We start from the raw sequence: 15,877 nt of genomic DNA, 5'->3' as shown, positions 1-15,877 counted from the left end.
CGTACAACGATCCACCCTGCCCGGCGCAGATATGTATCAGTCTCGCGATCGCGTTCGACGTTCTTTCTCAGCTTCTCGGCCCACCACGTCAGTTGTTGCGCGGACTCGTGCCGTGCTCAGGACAGCCGTGCCAGAAATAACCGTTGACGAAAATCACCAGGCGCTTCGGGCTGAAGGTAATGTCCGCCCTACGTCGCGGCAGGTCGGGCAGTGGACTGCTGACGCGATAGCGATAACCGAGGCGATGAAGGCGACGACGCAGTTCGAGTTTGGGCTTGGTGTCCCGTCTCGCCTCTCGCGCCATCCGTGCGGACGTCTGAGCCGACGTCTCGAGAACGGGACGCACAATTGAGTCCGCGGACCCCGGTCCGGCCGCCGCCCGCCGATCGTTCATCTCCAGACACCATCCAACTTCTCATGACGAGGCGGCGCTGTCTTCCGACCGCCCTGTCCCGGAAGTCATCCGCATCACGGTCTTCCACGATGGGCCGCGCAAGACCGTCGTCGACGTCAAGCATGGCACCGTCGGCTGGGTGGACTGGTACCACAACACGGCTCCCTTGGCACGATGGCCCCTGTTGAGCTCGAGTGGACCCACTACGAGACCGTCGGCCGATGGGCTTCCCGTCGTAGCGTGGAGGCATCCCCTTAGAAGGCGAGGGCGGTGGCTGAGGCACGACGGAAGTTTGATGCCCGGGAGCTGGGCGTCAACTCGGGGACGCTGGCCCATCAATCTCCAGGTACGGCGGAATCCGCGGCACCGATCGATCTCCAACTTCGCCCCCAGCAGCTCGAAGCTCTCCCGCCGATTCTCCTGATACGACTCAGGCACGAACCCGATCCGCCCCAGCAACTCATTCGTGCCCTCAAAGTCTCCCACCACAACCTCGGTCTCCGTCGTACCGTCAATCCCGTCGTGCGCAATCTCCTCAACTGTCAAGGTAACTGCGCCGCCCGTATCCTGCAGCCGAATCTATCGCGCCCCGTCGCCCGCCTCAATGTCGTAGACATAGCGCCGCATCAGCCATTCCCCCACGCGACGTCCACCCGGACCGCGGATTCTGCCCGCCACCCTCATCCGGCGCGACGTCCAGCACCTTCGCGTCAACATCGATCGGCATCCAACTCTCCATCGGCGCCGTACATCATCTCCAACTCCCGGAAGCTTGCGTATGCCTCAGCGACGGAATCGCCTCACGAAACTCCGCGGCCCGCTCACACCGAACACGATGTCGCCCGACTCTGGGCGAGTTCCCAGGCGGCCGATGGGCCAGGCCCGTCGAAGGGGTGTACTTCCGGCGTCAAGCCGAAACACGAGGCGGTGCGGTCCAACGGTCCGCCTGCGATACGGGCTCATCTACGGCGACCATCGGCCGGCGCCGGCGCTCTCGTCCGGCGAGGAGGAGTCCACTGCGCGCTCGAAATGTCGGTAGAGGTGCGAGACGATACTCAAGGCGTCCAGACAGTCCTGGTAGGTCATTGCCTCGGTCTCGATCAGCAGAAGCTCCTCCTCATGAGCGACCGGGTTGCGGAAAGCCGCCACCACACCGTCCGAGAGTCTCCAGTGCCCATTGCGGATGGTCTTCAATGTGTTCACGTCGAGTCCCGCGTCGGCGTAAGGGCTCGTCACGTCGATTTGCGCAGCCTCGTCGCCGCTCACCTTGAACGCCTGGTTGACGATAGCGGCGGCCGACTGACCGTCAAGACCGGTGACCTTTCGGACGTCGTTGACGAATCGCTTCAGAGCCTCCGACATCGCCGCGTGAAAATGCCCAGACTCGTAGTAGGAGGCCGAGACGGTCTTGATGGCCGGATGCAAATGCCTCCAGTGCAGGTCCGCGTAGTCAGGCGCGATGGTTCGAAGGCTTTTGAGCAACGAAGTACGGTCGCCGTCGTCCAGGGCCGAATCCGGAGAGACCAGGATCGAGGCCGCCTCCTCGACAGCATCCCGTTCACCGCTTCTGATGGAGGCGACCCAGGTGTCCACGTCCACTCCGTGGTCCGTCCTGATTCGCTCCTTGTTGGCCGTGCGGCGAGCGCTTCGCCTTTCCCTCGACGCCCACTGCAGGAGCCGCTGGAGATATCGGTTGAGCTCCGCCGTCAGATCGCCGTCCCAGCTGATCGAGCGTCGGTCGGTCGAGATCACGTCGCTGACACCGTCGTCGACGTAGTCGACGTCCAGGTAGCCGGTGAGATAGGAAAACGCGTAGCTCGATTCCGAAACCCCGTAGAACTCGGGTTCGTTGGCGAGGCGTCCGTGCGCGTACAGAGCGATCCCTCGATGCTCCGCACCCACCGGCTTGGCCGCCGCGACGATGCGCCCCCTCATGCGGTCGTTCGGCAGATCCTCCCTGAGGTCGTCGGGCAGATCCTCCGGGACACGCCACTCCACATCCTTCTTGACTCCGTCCAGGCGAGAGTCGCGATTGATGGGCTCACTCGTGCCCGCCGCGTCTATCACCTCGATCTGGAAGTCGTCATCGACGTACCCGAACAGTCGGCCGAGGCTCTGCGCAAGATCTCTTGCGTTGATCGGAGTCCGTCGGCGGAGGTGGCTCAGCTCGACCTTGGTGCCGTGACGGCTCGGCTCTGCTCGGCTTCGCGTCAACTGGGGGTGGTACTCCGTGCCGGTCGCGTTCTTGATCTCGGACCAACTGAGCGCGACGTGCAGGTTCTCCGAAGCGCCGCGGCGTTTCGTCGTCAGGAGGATCGTTTCTCCTATTCCGAACAGTGCCAGCTTCCCGAGGCCCTTCTTGCCGGCCACGGCACGCTGCCTCGACTCGGAGCGCCCCTCCCCCTCGACCCGTCGGTTACGACCGATGCGCAGATACTTCTCCCGCAGATCACCGAGACTCATGCCGTGGCCGTTGTCCTGAACAATCACCGATCGGCCGGATTCACCGTCCCGCAGGATGACCTGGACCTTCGTCGCGTCGGCGTCGTAGGCATTGGCGATGAGCTCCGCCAGTGCATTGGGCAGGTGCGAATACATCTTGTAACCGAGGTGCTCGATGGTGAGCGGATCGAATTGCAGGGTCAGAGGTGATCTCGCCAATGTTCGTCCTTACGTCTGCACCGGCCCCACCCGGACATCGCCTGGCTTGTCGACCGACGTTTCGCCGGCTTTCAACTGGAGCAACGACCTGTTCGCCTGGAAGATCCTAAAGGTACCGGACCTGGAGCCGACACCGGTGCGACAAGGCGTGCCACTTCGACCCGCAAGTCTTGGCGCCACCCCAACCGGACCTCAATGCGTACTGCGAACCGCTTCCATCGTCTCGAGCGCCACGGCTCGTAATTCTCCGTCGAGGACAGCCGGATCCAGGGCCTCGAAGGCCACGAACGGGCTGAGCCGCAAGAGACGCTGGAGGAAATCTCGCAGAACCGTTCTCTCGTCGAGGTCGTCCAAGTCGAGTACGGACCACGTCCTCAGGATGGCCTTCACAATCATCGGACTACCACCCAGCGCCTTACGACGGGCGTAGATCTGGTCGAATGCCGCCTCGCCGAGTACCGCCAGGGCCGCATAGGAGTCGGGATCTTCTGGCGAGTGGACGAGTTGCGCACGCCACCAGAGTCTGCCGAGAACATGCCGGGTGATGTCTGTCCCGAGCATGCGATCACCTGGCGGGTGCGGATATCGCCAGTATGCGACGTCCGGCAGCAACACCAAGGCGAGAAACGCCCAGACGTCGCCGGAGGCTGCCTCCGCCGGAATGATCATCATGTGAGTATGAAGGTACTCGGCCAACCGGAGATCGAAATCTCGCCTGGCATCACGCCCCGACTCCCCCGGGAACCCGAACTGCGTCGCAAGCTGCAACACGCCTTCTCGCAACTCGGCAAGCTGTCCTGTCGACACACGATCCCCACCGGTAGCGGCGTATATGGCCGACTGGTGCGACGTGTCGACGCGCTGCCCCAGCTCTTCGACCCGCAACTGTCTGTACAGCTCGTGCAGCGGCTTGGCCTGCTCGATGAGCAACCGTGGATAGAGGCTCAATCGATCTCCTCGAAGACCCTGACGGCGGCTCGCAGCTCCGACGCGAAGTGCGCCGGCGACTGATCCATCCGAAGCTTCAACTCGACGAGGGAGACCCCGGGGAACAGGCGCTCTACCAGCGAGATGATGGTGGCTCCCAGGGTGCCCTCAGGGTATGAGGCACCTTCCGTGAGCTCCTCCGACCGCAACCCGTGCTCCACCATCGTCCGCGCGATGTCGCAGTAGACCGCCGACAGCACGGCCCTGTCGACCGCACGCGGTCGCGCGGCATTCCGGAACGCATGCACCATGGCCGAGTTGCGTTCGTTCACCAAGAGGATCATTCCGCCCATCGCCGCGGCGAACAGGTTTCCGGAGACCTGCACGTGCCATGCCGCGTCATTGGGGAACGACGTCTTCGCAAAGTCGATCACCGAAATCGGGAACTGAGGAGCATCGCCTTGGAGCAGGACGTCGTGTCTGTCCCGCCAAAGTACCGATCCGGCCCGTCGCGGAGCGACCGGATCCGAGTTCCAGTTATGAGAATCCAGTACGGCAACTGTCTCCAACGTCAGACGACCGCCAAGTTCGGCACCGGGGATCTGGACTTCGACCTCGCAGAGCGCCTCGTCCTGCCCGAGAAGGGTCATCCGATATCCCGGCGCCCTGAGGCCGGACCCGCTTGCGGTCCAGACGACAGCGAGCGCGACAGGCGCGCTCGACGCCAGGCCCGCACCGACGCGCAGAGACTTGACGTCGATCTCAACCGTGCGTCTCAACGTCAGGTTCATCTGGTAGTCCCAGTCCGGCAGCTTGTCCGGTAGAGGTATCTGTTCCTCACCCAGGACGAGCAGCCACTCGCCCGCGCCCACCGTGTCTCGTGGCGGCAATCTGTACGGCAGTGCCTGTCTGGTCATTGCCCCGTGTCCGGCCGGCTGGTGATCAGTACTTCGGTCATCGTGTCGTGTGCCGGTCGAACCAACACTCGCCAGATCGCTCCGTCTCCGCCTGGCAGTCGCGGTGTGCGCTCAGCCACGAATTCTCCGTCTTCGGACAGCCAACCCAGTACGGCGGGCTGATCTGCGCCGACCGGTGGATCCGTCTCGCGTGCGCCGGTGCCTGCGAGCACCGCCACGTTCGCCGTGACGACGTGGGTGCCATCCGACACGCGGAAGTCCTGGACCACGACGGGCACCCCGTTGTACTGATCGAGACTGGGATCGCCGACGTACTCGATCGCCCCGGCGTGTGTCGGTCGGCCGCCGCCCTTCCTGTGTCGACCTCCTGCTCCTCCGTCTGTACTTCTGTCGCTGGACGACCCGAAGTCGGACGCTCCGCCGAGTCCGTCCGCTCCGCCCATCAACGAGGCGAAGTGGCTACTGGCAGCGCCCAGGGCCAGGGCAGCAGAACCTCCACGAGTGGTTCCACCGAGTTCCAGGAGACCGTCCAGGGTCTCCTGGATGCGACGGAATGTTGTCCGTACGTACGTGTTCTCCGGGTACGGCAGCGAATGCGGGTTCCACCCGTCGTGGGTCGGTGGCTCGGCTCGCGCATAGATGTCGTCCATCGCCTGATCCGCGCGAAAGACACCTGCATACGCGAGGAGTTCGCTCGGCGGCTTCGGGCCGCGGTGATATGTCACGACCAACTCAGCAGGTCGCATCAGACACACGTGATGGACCAGGTTCTCCACGCCGGCCGTCATCCCGGCTGCAGTCGGTGTCAAAGCAGGCGCCACTGTCTTGACCAGGCCCAGCCGCCCCAGGAGCTTCTTCGGACTTCGGCATTCGAGGGACCGCGCCCGCTGCCCCTGCAACTCGCGGTAGGCAGCCACGAAGAGATCCAGCGGCCGAGTCGATTCCGGGTCCGGCACGGGCACGTCTGCGCCGTTGCACCGGACAGCGAATCGCATAGCGGCCCCTCCGTTGGACGACTCAAGCATCTTCGGCCACAGGTGCCACGCGACGGTCTCAGCCAGATACTCTGCCGCCTCCCGGGAATCACGGTCCTCGAGTATCGGATCGATGACCACGACGTCCGTGCCGGTCTCGTCGTCCTGGAAAGGCTCCAAACCGAGCTTCCGGGCGACCGAGACCGCGGCGCTGCCGATGAGAGGCTCGGCGATTCCGCTGCTCACGTCACCCCACCAGTGACGTCCCGTGTATCGCCTCTCAGCGGTGTCCTCCTTCCCGACATAGCTCTTCCAGAGGGCGCATCCGATCAGTCGCGTCTGTAGCCGGCCGCTGCCGTCATCGCATCGGGTGTGGAGCAGCACCGCGCCGGCACTGGACAGCAGGTAGAAGATCCCCTTGCCGAAGCCGTACGTGCCGCCACCGAACTCCTTGTCCCTAGGCTCTCCGATGTTGCGAACGAACGAGACGAAGTCATGGTTGGTGTCATGGAGTGCATCCGCGCGTGTCGGGCCGCCGAGTCCCGTTGTTCCCCGGTCCGAGACCGTCAGCGTCCGGATGTCGGACCTCTGCAGCACCCGACGCAGCGGGAGATGCCGATCGAGCGGTGCATTACGCAGCAAGAGGTCGCGCCATGCCGACAGATTCGCAGCGCTGACTGTCCCGATGGAGAGCTGAAAAGCGACCCCGCCGGGTACGTCGTTCCGTCGCGCGTCCCATGAATTCTGAGCAGCCTCCCTGACGAGGATCGTCAGGAGGTCGAGCTCCGGACGCCCGAGCTGATTCCTGATTCCTTCTGCGGCGCTCGCGCCTTCGGGAGGGAACGTCTGCGACAACCAGGCAGTCGACATCAAGCCCCCTCTCGTAGCAGATCGACGACGAGAGACGCCGCCTCATCGACATCGATGGGGACGGGTGGCTCCGACGAGAGATCGATCGTGTAGTCGACATCAGTGACATTGATCGAGAGACCGGCCGCCTGCAGCTCGCTCGTGACAAGTCGTGGAAACCGATGGTCGACTGCGTAACAGCGTTCTTCGCGGACGAGGAAGCGGGTGTTCTCGTAATGTGCCGCGTCCACGAACCGGTAGCCCGCTGCGGACAGGGACGAACGGACCGCACTTTCGTCCTCGCAGATCTGCAGGATGCGCCTCGCCATGTCATTCAGGTTCTCGCCGCCGACACCAGTGACCTCGAGACGTAGGCAGTAGAGGTGCAATCCCCCGCTCGGACCGTCGAGTTGATCGAGCCCATGAATCCGTGCACGGCGGCCGTCGTTGGCCAGCGATGCCTTGACCTCGACAGCGTGCTGTGCAGAGGCGAAATCGTGTCGATGCCCCAGAGGACCGAGCCACAGCCGCTGCGCTCCTGGATCCCGCTCGAGCAGCCTGGTCAGGAACAGGAGTTCGCCGAACAAGCCCGCTTGCTGCTCGACACCCAGCACGTTGCTTCTCGTCTGGAAGAGTGCCCGCCACCTGTCGAGCTGGCGATAAAGGACCCGCAGAGCATCTGCCGGCTGCGCCTCGACGTTCTTCAGCACGTCTGCACAGAGACCTGTGAAAACGTCGTTCAGATCCAGGCGTGCGCAGCAGAGGTCCGCGAACGTCCTTCGCCCTGCTTCGTCCTCGAGCGGCCGCTTCGTCAGGATCAGCCCTGGCCCGTCAAGACCACCGCGCACCTTACGGTGCGGCTCGATCGGCACCAGAAGATGCCTACTTCCCCTGTGGTCGATTGCCGCGACAACCGAGCCGATCACTGTCGCGACGGGTAGGTCGGCAACTCGAAGAAGTCCTGTGGCGGTGGGGCTGTGATCCTCGAGTGCCTCCCAGTGCTGTGCAACGAGGTCTCGCAGACCGACGCTCACGCCGACTCCTCGGAGTTCAGCGCGGTGAAGTCTTCTTCCTCGATATCGATCCCGGACAGATCCGCGGAGACGTAGTCCCACTCGACGGGACTGTCGACACCCGGCTGCGGAAACACCAGTCCGACTCCGATGACATCCGTTTCGGCATTGAGTGGGGCACGAAGTTTCCGAGCCACGTCGGGTCTCGAGATACGGTCGATGGGATAGAGGACGAGCAGGCCGGTGTGTGGCAATTGCCGGAGGCGCTCGTCCTTGATCTCACGCTCCTGCAGCTTGGCAGTTTCGCCGGACAGATCCACCGCGGCGTCACGACGGCTCATCAGCGTCTTGATATCGGCAACGGCCTCGATGCTGGACGGCTCGAAGTCGGTGTCGTCGTCCGATCCAAGTCGTGCACGAACGATTCGACCGACCGCAACGTCCGGGGCGAAGTCGAAGTTTCCGAGCGCCGAGTCGACCGGATTTCCGACGATCGCGACGTTCCAACTCGCCAGCGACCCGGCCTGGTCCCTCCTCCGCTCTATGTACCGGATCAAGAGACCCGAGTCGCACTCCTGCGACTTCTCGTGGAACTGGTACGCCCGAAGGAAGTCGACGACGTGTTTGCTCGATACATCACGAAAAATGTGCCGGCCTTGCTCGGCCTGATCATCGTGTACAGCGGACGCCTTCGCCTGGGCAATCAGGTTCCGCGCGGCCTTCTGATTCGACGACAGCCAAGCGGAGTCTCGACGGAAGTATCTGGTCTGGACGCGCTGGCCGCCGTAGGCCGACCATGCCCGAACGGCATCTTTCATCTTCGCCGCGGCCGTAACGCGCAAGGCCGGATGGGTTCTCAACCGCACGGCGAAGGTCAGCGGGTCCTTGTCCTCGGTCATGTAGAGATCGATGTCCCGACGCATCTCGGTCTCGACTGTCGACAGGTGTCGGAACCAGTCCTTCAGTTCGTCCGTCATCCAGATCCGCGGGAGATCGGCGTACCCGTCGCGGTACCCGAACCATCGACCCATCTGCAGCAGCGTGTCGTAGGCCGAAACCGCACGAACGAAGTAGCTGACCGACAGCCCTTCGAGGGTCAGCCCTCTCGAGAGCGTGTTACCGCCGACGGCGATCGCCACGACCGGCCCGGATTCGTAGTCCAGGCGGTCCTCACTGCTCGAGTTGTCCATGATGACCTTGCAGTCGTCGATCACGGCCGGCAGCTCGACCAGCAGGTCGTCGAAGCTGATCGCCCGTTCTCCGAAATCAGCGGCGGACACGCGCGAGATCTCCGAGTCCCACAGCGATCTCAGTCGGTTCTGCAGGTCGACCGAATGCAGTTCCCTGCGCAACTCGTGGCGCAGGCCTTCGAGCGGCTCCCTGAAACGGTTGTGCACGACAGTGTTGACGCTGGTGTGGATCAGCATTGTGCTGTGTTTGACACCGGTGCCCCGCACCCGGCGGGCCGCAGTACTCAGCCAGAAGTACTCGACTGCCCTGCGCAGTGTCGGTGTCAGCTCGGGAACGAAGGTCTCGACGTCGACCCGCCGGAGCGGACGCACACACTCGATGTCCGCATCCGGGACAGTGCGAATCATGTCGTACCCGTCGTCGACGTCTTCCGGGTCCTCGCCGTCGAGTGCATACCGACCGAACACGACCTCTGTGCCGAAGTGTCCGACCGGCTTGGGGAGGTTGACGATGAAGTCCCGGGGATAGACGTCGTTCGCGCTCGGATCGATCAGGAGATTGGCGAAGGGCGACGCCGTATAGCCGACATAGGCCGACTTGGGCAGAATGCCGAGGATCTCCAGGATCAACGGATTGATCGTCTTGGTGGCGACGGTCGCCTGATCTGCCTCGTCGTCGATCACCAACGCCGGACAGTCCCCCAGATAGTCCGAGGCCGACCGCAACCAGTCTGCGAACTTCCGCAGAACCGTCGCGTTCTTCTTGATGACACACAGCACATGGGTGCGGTTGCTCCTACCGAAGTAGGACGCCGCGTTGGCAGTCGGGACGAAGTCTTTGTCGAGATCGGTCAGCTGGGCCCACCGAGTCGGATTCGGGGTTATGAGTTGCTGTACCAGTCGCGCCTGGGTCTGCCGTCTCAGACCGTTGTGGATACCTGCGAGCACGATGAACAGCTTGTACCCGCGATCTGCTGCCTTTGCCGTGACCGCCGTGAAGTTTGTCGTCTTGCCAGATTGTACGTAGCCGACGACGAGCCCTCGTGTCGAGAAGGCACGCTCCTTCGGATGGCTCAGCAGAGAGACGACCTTGGTCGACGCCGCATCCAGCGAGTCGATCGCCGGGTCCTTCGACCAGCCGGCCGCGGCGAGTTGGTCCACGATCGCCGGCCAGCACTTGTCACCTGCTCGGGGCCCGGCGTACCAGGTGTAGCGATTGCCCTGGTAGACAGCGCGAGGTTCCTCCATCTCGCGGATCTCGATGACCCGCTGTTCGTGACGTTCGATGATCCGCTGGATCACCTCGTCCTCGAGCCCAAGCACTTCGAGGGACTTGACAGCCTCTTCAGGAGTCTTCGACTCGAGCAGATCCCGGAACACCTCGTACTTCGCGCCGATCTCGTCAGTCACTAGTTCCCCCATGCTTGTGATGCTCCGGCTCTTACATCCAACTGTCCTGCGCGCAGTTCGAGGACACTCGTCCGGAGACCTCGCGGCGTCCGTTGCTCGAGGTCCCCTGCGGCTATATCGCGGCCAATGACCGAACGTTACGTACAGTCACCCGGATCGGTGACCGCCGTCAAGGCTCCGATCACACGAAGGGTCGCGGTCTCCGGGTCCTCGTGCTCCCAGACCCGCACGACGGTCCACCCCGTCCGACGTAGATAGGAATCCGTCTCTCGATCGCGTTCTACGTTCCTTCTCAGCTTCTCGGACCACCAAGCCCCGTTGTTCCGTGGGCTCGTCCCGTGCTCAGGACAGCCGTGCCAGAAGCAACCGTCCACGAAGACCGCCACTCGCTTCGCGGTGAACGTGACATCCGCTCGGCGCCGAGGCATACCGGGCAACGGACTGTTGACCCGGAAGCGGTATCCGAGGCGGTGCAGCCGCCGACGTAACTCGATCTCCGGCTTGGTGTCGCGTCGCGCCTGGCGAGACATCCTCGACGAGGTCTGCGCCGACGTCCTGAGCACGCTACGTGAACCGGAGCGCGTCGCTGGTGCGTCCGAGATCCTTGCATCATCGCGATCGATTCCCATGACACAACCAACCTCTCACGATGTGGGTCAGGTGTCTTCGAATCACCACACTGCGGTACGCCGCCATCGCGGCAGCACCATAGATCCGACGGACCGCCGTCAGGGGCCGCAGAGGCGCAGGCACGGACCTCGGCGTTGCGAATCGTCGGCCAGACCTGAGATCCCTATACTTGCGCGTCATGACCGGGGTTCAGAACGATCTGCCACCGAAGGTGCAGATGGTGGATCTGTTCGCCGGACCGGGTGGGCTCGATGTTGCTGCACGATGGCTGGGTGTCACCGCTGTCGGAGTCGAGTGGGACCCGAACGCCTGCGCCACTCGGCTCGAAGCAGACCTGGCGACTGACGTAGGCGACGTGCGGGACCGGAGACCGCAGCAGTTCCCCGGCGCGACCGTTCTGACGGGCGGACCGCCCTGCCAGACCTACACGGTCGCCGGAAACGGCGACGGTCGCCGCGCGTTGAACCTGGTCGTCAGAGCTGCGAGAGGCATGGCTGCGGGCGATGATGCCGAGAAAGTTCTGACCACTGTGGACGAGCGAACCAGGCTCGTCCTGGAGCCGCTCCGTTGGGTGCTCCAAGCGCATCGGTCGGGAGCGCCGTTCGAAGCTGTGGTCCTCGAGCAGGTTCCGGCCGTCCTGCCGGTCTGGCGCACGGTCCGAGAGGTGCTGAGGAGTATCGGCTACAGCTGTGAATGCGAGATCTTGCGGACGGAAGAGTTCGGCGTTCCGCAGACCCGGCGTCGAGCAATTCTCGTCGCGCGACGGAACGCACGCGCTGCCCTGCCGGCCCCTACGCACCGCCAGTTCCGACAGGGCGTGAGCCGGGACGACGGCGATCCGACTCTGCTGCCGTGGAGGACGATGGGGGAAGCGCTCGACCGGTCCGGGCCGTTCACGGTGATCTCCAACTACGGGACGGGCGGGGACCCCAAGAAACGCGGCCGGCGATCGTCGGATCAGCCCTCGGCGACGGTGACCGGAAAGGTCCGCCGTAACCGGGTCGAGATGGAGAACGGGAAGGGCGACCGGTTCACCTTCGCGGAAGCAGGTGTACTGCAGACATTCCCCAGCGACTACCCGTGGTCCGGCCGAGACATCGCCCAGCAGATCGGGAACGCGATCCCGCCCCGACTGGCGGTTCATGTGCTCGCGTCCGCTCTCGGGCGACGGATCGACGAGAAGTCGCTCGACGACGCGATGACGCGCACATGGGCCGATGCGAAGGCGGAGTCGCCTCTCGTGCGCTCGACGGCCTGCGACGTCGCCGTGGCATCCCTCTTCGACGAGTCGAGCCAGACCACGGGGCTCCGAGTCAGCTGACGACGGGCGCTCGCCCCACACGCTGAACCTCCGCCCGAGGGCGACGGACAGCGCAGGTTTCAGAAGTTCCGGTGATCACACCATGCGGATTCTTCTGTTGGAAGTTTCAGTGCGGCCGAGCAAGGCTAAGAACATGGACTTCACTTATCTTGGGCGTACAGGGCTGAACGTCAGTCGGATCGTGTTGGGGACCATGAACTTTGGGCCTCATACCGAGGTTGCGGATGCGCACGCGATCATGGATGCGGCGCATGAGAAGGGGATCAACTTCTTCGATACCGCCAACGGGTACGGGCGGGCGATCTACCCGGGGCGGACCGAGGAGATCATCGGGGAGTGGTTCGCGAAGGATCCCAAGAACCGTGAGAAGACGGTGCTCGCCACCAAGGTGTACGGCGACATGGGCGCGGACTGGCCGAACACGAGCAAGTTGTCGGCGCTCAACATCCGCAGGGCGCTCGACGCGAGCCTGAAGCGGCTGCAGACGGACTACGTGGATCTCTACCAGTTCCACCACATCGACCGGGCGACTCCGTGGGAGGAGATCTGGCAGGCGATCGAGGTCGCCGTACAGCAGGGGAAGATCCTGTACGCCGGGTCCAGCAACTTCGCGGGGTGGCACATCGCGCAGGCGCAGGCCGCGGCGGAGAAGCGCAACTTCACCGGCCTGGTGAGCGAGCAGTCGCTGTACAACCTGATCGTGCGCGACCTCGAGCGTGAGGTACTGCCGGCGGCTCAGCATTACGGGCTCGGCGTGATCCCGTGGTCGCCGCTGCACGGCGGCCTGCTCGGCGGCGTGATCCGGAAGGAGAACGAGGGCGTACGGCGGCTGGAGGGCCGGGCCAAGGAGACCCTCGAGAAGCTGCGTCCGCAGATCGAGCAGTACGAGGCGTTCGCCGACGAGCTCGGCCACGAGCCGGGCGAGCTCGCGCTGGCGTGGCTCCTCCACCAGCCGGGCGTGACCGGGCCGATCGTCGGGCCGCGGACGATGGAGCAGCTGGAATCCGCCGTACGCGCGGTCGACATCAAGCTCGACGACAAGGCCCTCGCCCGCCTCGACGAAATCTTCCCGGGCTACAAGACCGCCCCCGAGGACTACGCCTGGTAGTGGCTCACGGCCGTCGTACAGGTGACGAGCCGGTACGACGGCCGGCCGCCGGGTCAGGTCGTTCCGGGCCAGGTGCGCAGGGCCGCCCTGGCGAACGTCACGCCCTCCGGTGTGGCGATGTCGGACCTGCGGTGGCTGGGGTCGCCGACGAGAGCGCCGAGGCGACGCAGGACCGCTTTGGTGTCCCAGGCGGCGTCGTTCGCCATCCATCGTGTCATCGGCGTCCCATCCAGGCTCCCCCAACCGATCGCGGTGAGTAGCACTGCAACCGTCGTGTCCGCGTCCTCGGCCGACCCGGCGGCAATGGTGGTCAGGAAGATCAGTCCGGCCTGGGTTTCGCAGGCGTCCTTGGAGGCTGGTGGCATCTTCTCGGCCAGATGCCACCACAAGGCGAGCGGGTCATCGCGGACGGCACGTCCCCGGGGCGTGAGTACGAGCGTCCCGCGGTACTTGCGCAGCAGGCCCATGGCCTGCGCCGTTTCCCGCAGGTCCAGGACCGGCAAGGTCTGGATCTCGCGGTTGCCCTTGCCGATCCACTGATCACTCAACCCGAGTTCTGCCATGGCCGCTTCCACGTGGTGTGGCGGCAGATAGCCGGCACTGGTCAGCTTGATGCCGTCACTTCCGACACGGTCGAGCAGCCAGCTGTACGGCGAGACCATTCGCGCCGCGATATCCGCGTCTATCACCACAGTGGCGTCCAGCTTTGCGTCCTCGATCAGCTGCTCGAAGCGGTATCTCGCGGCGACCGAGCCTAGCAAGACAGCGAGCTCGCCGAGCGGTCCGGGAAGATCTGATTCACCTTGACCGGGCCGGGCCAGCGCGCGGTTGATCTCGTCGCGGTCGAACGGGATCGGCGCGTGGCCAGGCTCGACGACGTCGCCGTACGTCTGCGCATAGTCGACGACCGCCTCGGCATGCTCGGGATGAGCGGGATCGAGAGCAGCCGTGATCAGCTCGTAGCCGTACACCCCGCCGCAGTTTTCGCTCGGGCCAGAACGCCGGCCGTCGGTGCAGACAGCCCGAGGGGCGGAAGCATCCCGTGGGTGCACGGATTCGAGCCTGATGACGTGCATCCAGCCGTCGCCGAAGTCATACAGGTAGAACAGCTTGTCTCCAGGGTTCGCGAGTAGCTCGTCGAGGCGTACGTCGGCTTCGGGTACGCCGGGCTCGCCCTCGTCGGCCTGGAACGGGCAAAGGTAGTGCTCGGCCATGGCGTGGTAGAAATCCTTGCCCGAGGCGAACTCGTGCAAGTGGCTGTCAGTCCAGCCAAAGGCGGTCTGAATGACGTCGTGGAACTCGTTCAAGAAAATGTCTGAGGCGAGTTCCAGCCGGCGCCACAGCGGGGGCTTGGTCCCAGCGAGGTCGACGCGCACCCGGTAGGTGACCACGTCGTCGCGGCGTGGTCGTCGGCGAGACTGCACTGGTGTCTTGGTGAACGGATCGACGCCGGCTGCCGCCAGGACCTGCGGAAGCAGTCCGTGTAGGTCGTTGGAATCCAGGCCGCCGATGAGCTGCTTGAACTGCTCGAGGATCTCAGCCGGCACCTGGGGATCGGGTTTCCGCGCCATGAGAAGACGCTATCGAGCCATGTCTACTTTGCACGAGTCTCAGTCGATCGAGTCGGTGAAGAGGTGGATGATGTCTCGGCGATCGTTGCAGCGCCAGGCGATGGCCAGCTCGGCGGGTGGAAGGTCCGGGACCGGGCGGAACGCCAGGCCGGGGCGTTTGTAGAGGTGGGCGTTGCCTTCGGCTATGAGGGCTACGCCCACTCCTGCGTTGACCAGTTCGAGGACTTCGTCGGCGGCGGTGGCTTCGGCGGCGATTGTTGGTGGGGTGGTGCGGGCGTCCAGGCCTAGCCAGAAGTCGCGCAACGGACCGGCTGCTGCAGGGAGGGCGACGAAGGGCTCGTCCAGCAATTCGGCGAACGGGATGTCGTCGCGGTCGGCCAAGGGGTGCCCTGCGGGGAGGGCGACCCAGCGGGGTTCGCGGACCAGGACGCGGGTGGCGATGTCGTCGAGGCCGAGTGGGAGCCAGAGGAAGGCGACGTCGCTGGTGCCGTCGGCCAGGCCGGCGGTGGGGTCGTCCCAGCCGACGAGCCGCAGCGAGACCGTCCAGCCGGGTGCGCGTTCGCGGAAGCGGGCGACGGCCGGTCGTTGCAGGTCGCGGCCGACGGCTGTCTGCATTCCGACAATCAGTTGCTGAGGATGGCTGAGTGAGCGCGCCTCGGTGTATCCGCGGTCCCAGGTCTCGAGCATCGTGCGTACGACGGGAAGCAGCGCGCTCCCCTGGTCCGTCAGCGCGAGGCCGCGGGGCAGCCTGACGAAAAGGTCGAAGCCGAGGCGGCGTTCGAGTGCTCGCAGCTGCTTGGACAGCGCGGGTTGCGAGACGAACAGCCGGGCAGCCGCGGCTGTCACGGTCAGCTCCTCGGCCGTGGCGACGAAGTACCGGAGTTCCCGCAGGTGGGCGTCCATAACCAATGG

At 64.5% G+C, this 15,877-nt stretch carries 13 protein-coding genes; 2 read left to right on the top strand and 11 right to left on the bottom strand.

Annotated features, from left to right (window positions below):
• Nucleotides 1-88: 88 nt before the first annotated feature.
• The 9 genes from AB0H36_RS24090 to AB0H36_RS24050 form a co-directional block, all read right to left on the bottom strand.
• The gene (locus tag AB0H36_RS24090) at nucleotides 89-304 is read right to left on the bottom strand and encodes a hypothetical protein (RefSeq protein WP_360527518.1); all 216 of its coding nucleotides are present in this window, start codon (nucleotides 302-304) and stop codon (nucleotides 89-91) included.
• 691 nt (nucleotides 305-995) lie between these two features.
• The gene (locus AB0H36_RS24085) at nucleotides 996-1,121 is read right to left on the bottom strand and encodes a hypothetical protein (RefSeq protein WP_360527427.1); all 126 of its coding nucleotides are present in this window, start codon (nucleotides 1,119-1,121) and stop codon (nucleotides 996-998) included.
• A 236-nt stretch (nucleotides 1,122-1,357) separates the two neighbouring features.
• Nucleotides 1,358-3,055 (bottom strand): TIGR02391 family protein, encoded by a 1,698-nt coding sequence (locus tag AB0H36_RS24080; protein WP_360527424.1) that lies wholly within the window; start codon nucleotides 3,053-3,055, stop codon nucleotides 1,358-1,360.
• A gap of 192 nt (nucleotides 3,056-3,247) precedes the next feature.
• Nucleotides 3,248-4,003, bottom strand: coding sequence for a DUF6339 family protein (locus tag AB0H36_RS24075; protein WP_360527421.1), 756 nt, complete (start codon nucleotides 4,001-4,003; stop codon nucleotides 3,248-3,250).
• Nucleotides 4,000-4,854, bottom strand: a complete 855-nt coding sequence (locus tag AB0H36_RS24070; RefSeq protein ID WP_360527418.1) for a hypothetical protein — start codon at nucleotides 4,852-4,854, stop codon at nucleotides 4,000-4,002. The genes AB0H36_RS24075 and AB0H36_RS24070 overlap by 4 nt, the downstream gene beginning before the upstream one ends.
• Nucleotides 4,855-4,895: 41 nt before the next feature.
• Nucleotides 4,896-6,470: a hypothetical protein gene (locus AB0H36_RS24065; protein ID WP_360527415.1), complete on the bottom strand. Its 1,575-nt coding sequence runs from the start codon at nucleotides 6,468-6,470 to the stop codon at nucleotides 4,896-4,898.
• Nucleotides 6,471-6,742: 272 nt separating this feature from the next.
• Nucleotides 6,743-7,756, bottom strand: a complete 1,014-nt coding sequence (locus AB0H36_RS24060; protein ID WP_360527412.1) for a PD-(D/E)XK motif protein — start codon at nucleotides 7,754-7,756, stop codon at nucleotides 6,743-6,745.
• Nucleotides 7,753-10,347, bottom strand: a complete 2,595-nt coding sequence (locus tag AB0H36_RS24055) for a Z1 domain-containing protein (RefSeq protein ID WP_360527409.1) — start codon at nucleotides 10,345-10,347, stop codon at nucleotides 7,753-7,755. The genes AB0H36_RS24060 and AB0H36_RS24055 overlap by 4 nt, the downstream gene beginning before the upstream one ends.
• 125 nt (nucleotides 10,348-10,472) lie before the next feature.
• Nucleotides 10,473-10,964: a very short patch repair endonuclease gene (locus AB0H36_RS24050; RefSeq protein WP_360527406.1), complete on the bottom strand. Its 492-nt coding sequence runs from the start codon at nucleotides 10,962-10,964 to the stop codon at nucleotides 10,473-10,475.
• A gap of 179 nt (nucleotides 10,965-11,143) precedes the next feature.
• Here AB0H36_RS24050 and AB0H36_RS24045 point away from each other — a divergent pair, with 179 nt between their 5' ends.
• Complete coding sequence (locus tag AB0H36_RS24045; protein WP_360527403.1) at nucleotides 11,144-12,286, top strand: DNA cytosine methyltransferase; 1,143 nt, start codon at nucleotides 11,144-11,146, stop codon at nucleotides 12,284-12,286.
• Nucleotides 12,287-12,368: 82 nt separating this feature from the next.
• The gene (locus AB0H36_RS24040; RefSeq protein ID WP_360527400.1) at nucleotides 12,369-13,394 is read left to right on the top strand and encodes an aldo/keto reductase; all 1,026 of its coding nucleotides are present in this window, start codon (nucleotides 12,369-12,371) and stop codon (nucleotides 13,392-13,394) included.
• Nucleotides 13,395-13,447: 53 nt separating this feature from the next.
• Here AB0H36_RS24040 and AB0H36_RS24035 read toward each other — a convergent pair whose 3' ends face one another.
• The gene (locus AB0H36_RS24035; protein WP_360527397.1) at nucleotides 13,448-14,965 is read right to left on the bottom strand and encodes a plasmid pRiA4b ORF-3 family protein; all 1,518 of its coding nucleotides are present in this window, start codon (nucleotides 14,963-14,965) and stop codon (nucleotides 13,448-13,450) included.
• Nucleotides 14,966-15,004: 39 nt separating this feature from the next.
• Nucleotides 15,005-15,868: a LysR family transcriptional regulator gene (locus tag AB0H36_RS24030; RefSeq protein WP_360527394.1), complete on the bottom strand. Its 864-nt coding sequence runs from the start codon at nucleotides 15,866-15,868 to the stop codon at nucleotides 15,005-15,007.
• Nucleotides 15,869-15,877: the final 9 nt, after the last annotated feature.

This window comes from Kribbella sp. NPDC050820, assembly GCF_040653975.1.
GTDB lineage: Bacteria > Actinomycetota > Actinomycetes > Propionibacteriales > Kribbellaceae > Kribbella.
The sequence above is the reverse complement of the archived record's forward strand: the minus strand, read 5'-3'. Positions and strand labels throughout refer to the sequence as shown.

Bases quoted from the DNA above. Each gene is read 5' to 3' on its own strand.
- AB0H36_RS24090 (WP_360527518.1), bottom strand. From the start codon at position 304: ATGGCGCGAGAGGCGAGACGGGACACCAAGCCCAAACTCGAACTGCGT.
- AB0H36_RS24085 (WP_360527427.1), bottom strand. From the start codon at position 1,121: ATGCCGATCGATGTTGACGCGAAGGTGCTGGACGTCGCGCCGGATGAG.
- AB0H36_RS24055 (WP_360527409.1), bottom strand. From the start codon at position 10,347: ATGGGGGAACTAGTGACTGACGAGATCGGCGCGAAGTACGAGGTGTTC.
- AB0H36_RS24050 (WP_360527406.1), bottom strand. From the start codon at position 10,964: ATGGGAATCGATCGCGATGATGCAAGGATCTCGGACGCACCAGCGACG.
- AB0H36_RS24045 (WP_360527403.1), top strand. From the start codon at position 11,144: ATGACCGGGGTTCAGAACGATCTGCCACCGAAGGTGCAGATGGTGGAT.
- AB0H36_RS24040 (WP_360527400.1), top strand. From the start codon at position 12,369: ATGCGGATTCTTCTGTTGGAAGTTTCAGTGCGGCCGAGCAAGGCTAAG.
- AB0H36_RS24035 (WP_360527397.1), bottom strand. From the start codon at position 14,965: ATGGCGCGGAAACCCGATCCCCAGGTGCCGGCTGAGATCCTCGAGCAG.
- AB0H36_RS24030 (WP_360527394.1), bottom strand. From the start codon at position 15,868: ATGGACGCCCACCTGCGGGAACTCCGGTACTTCGTCGCCACGGCCGAG.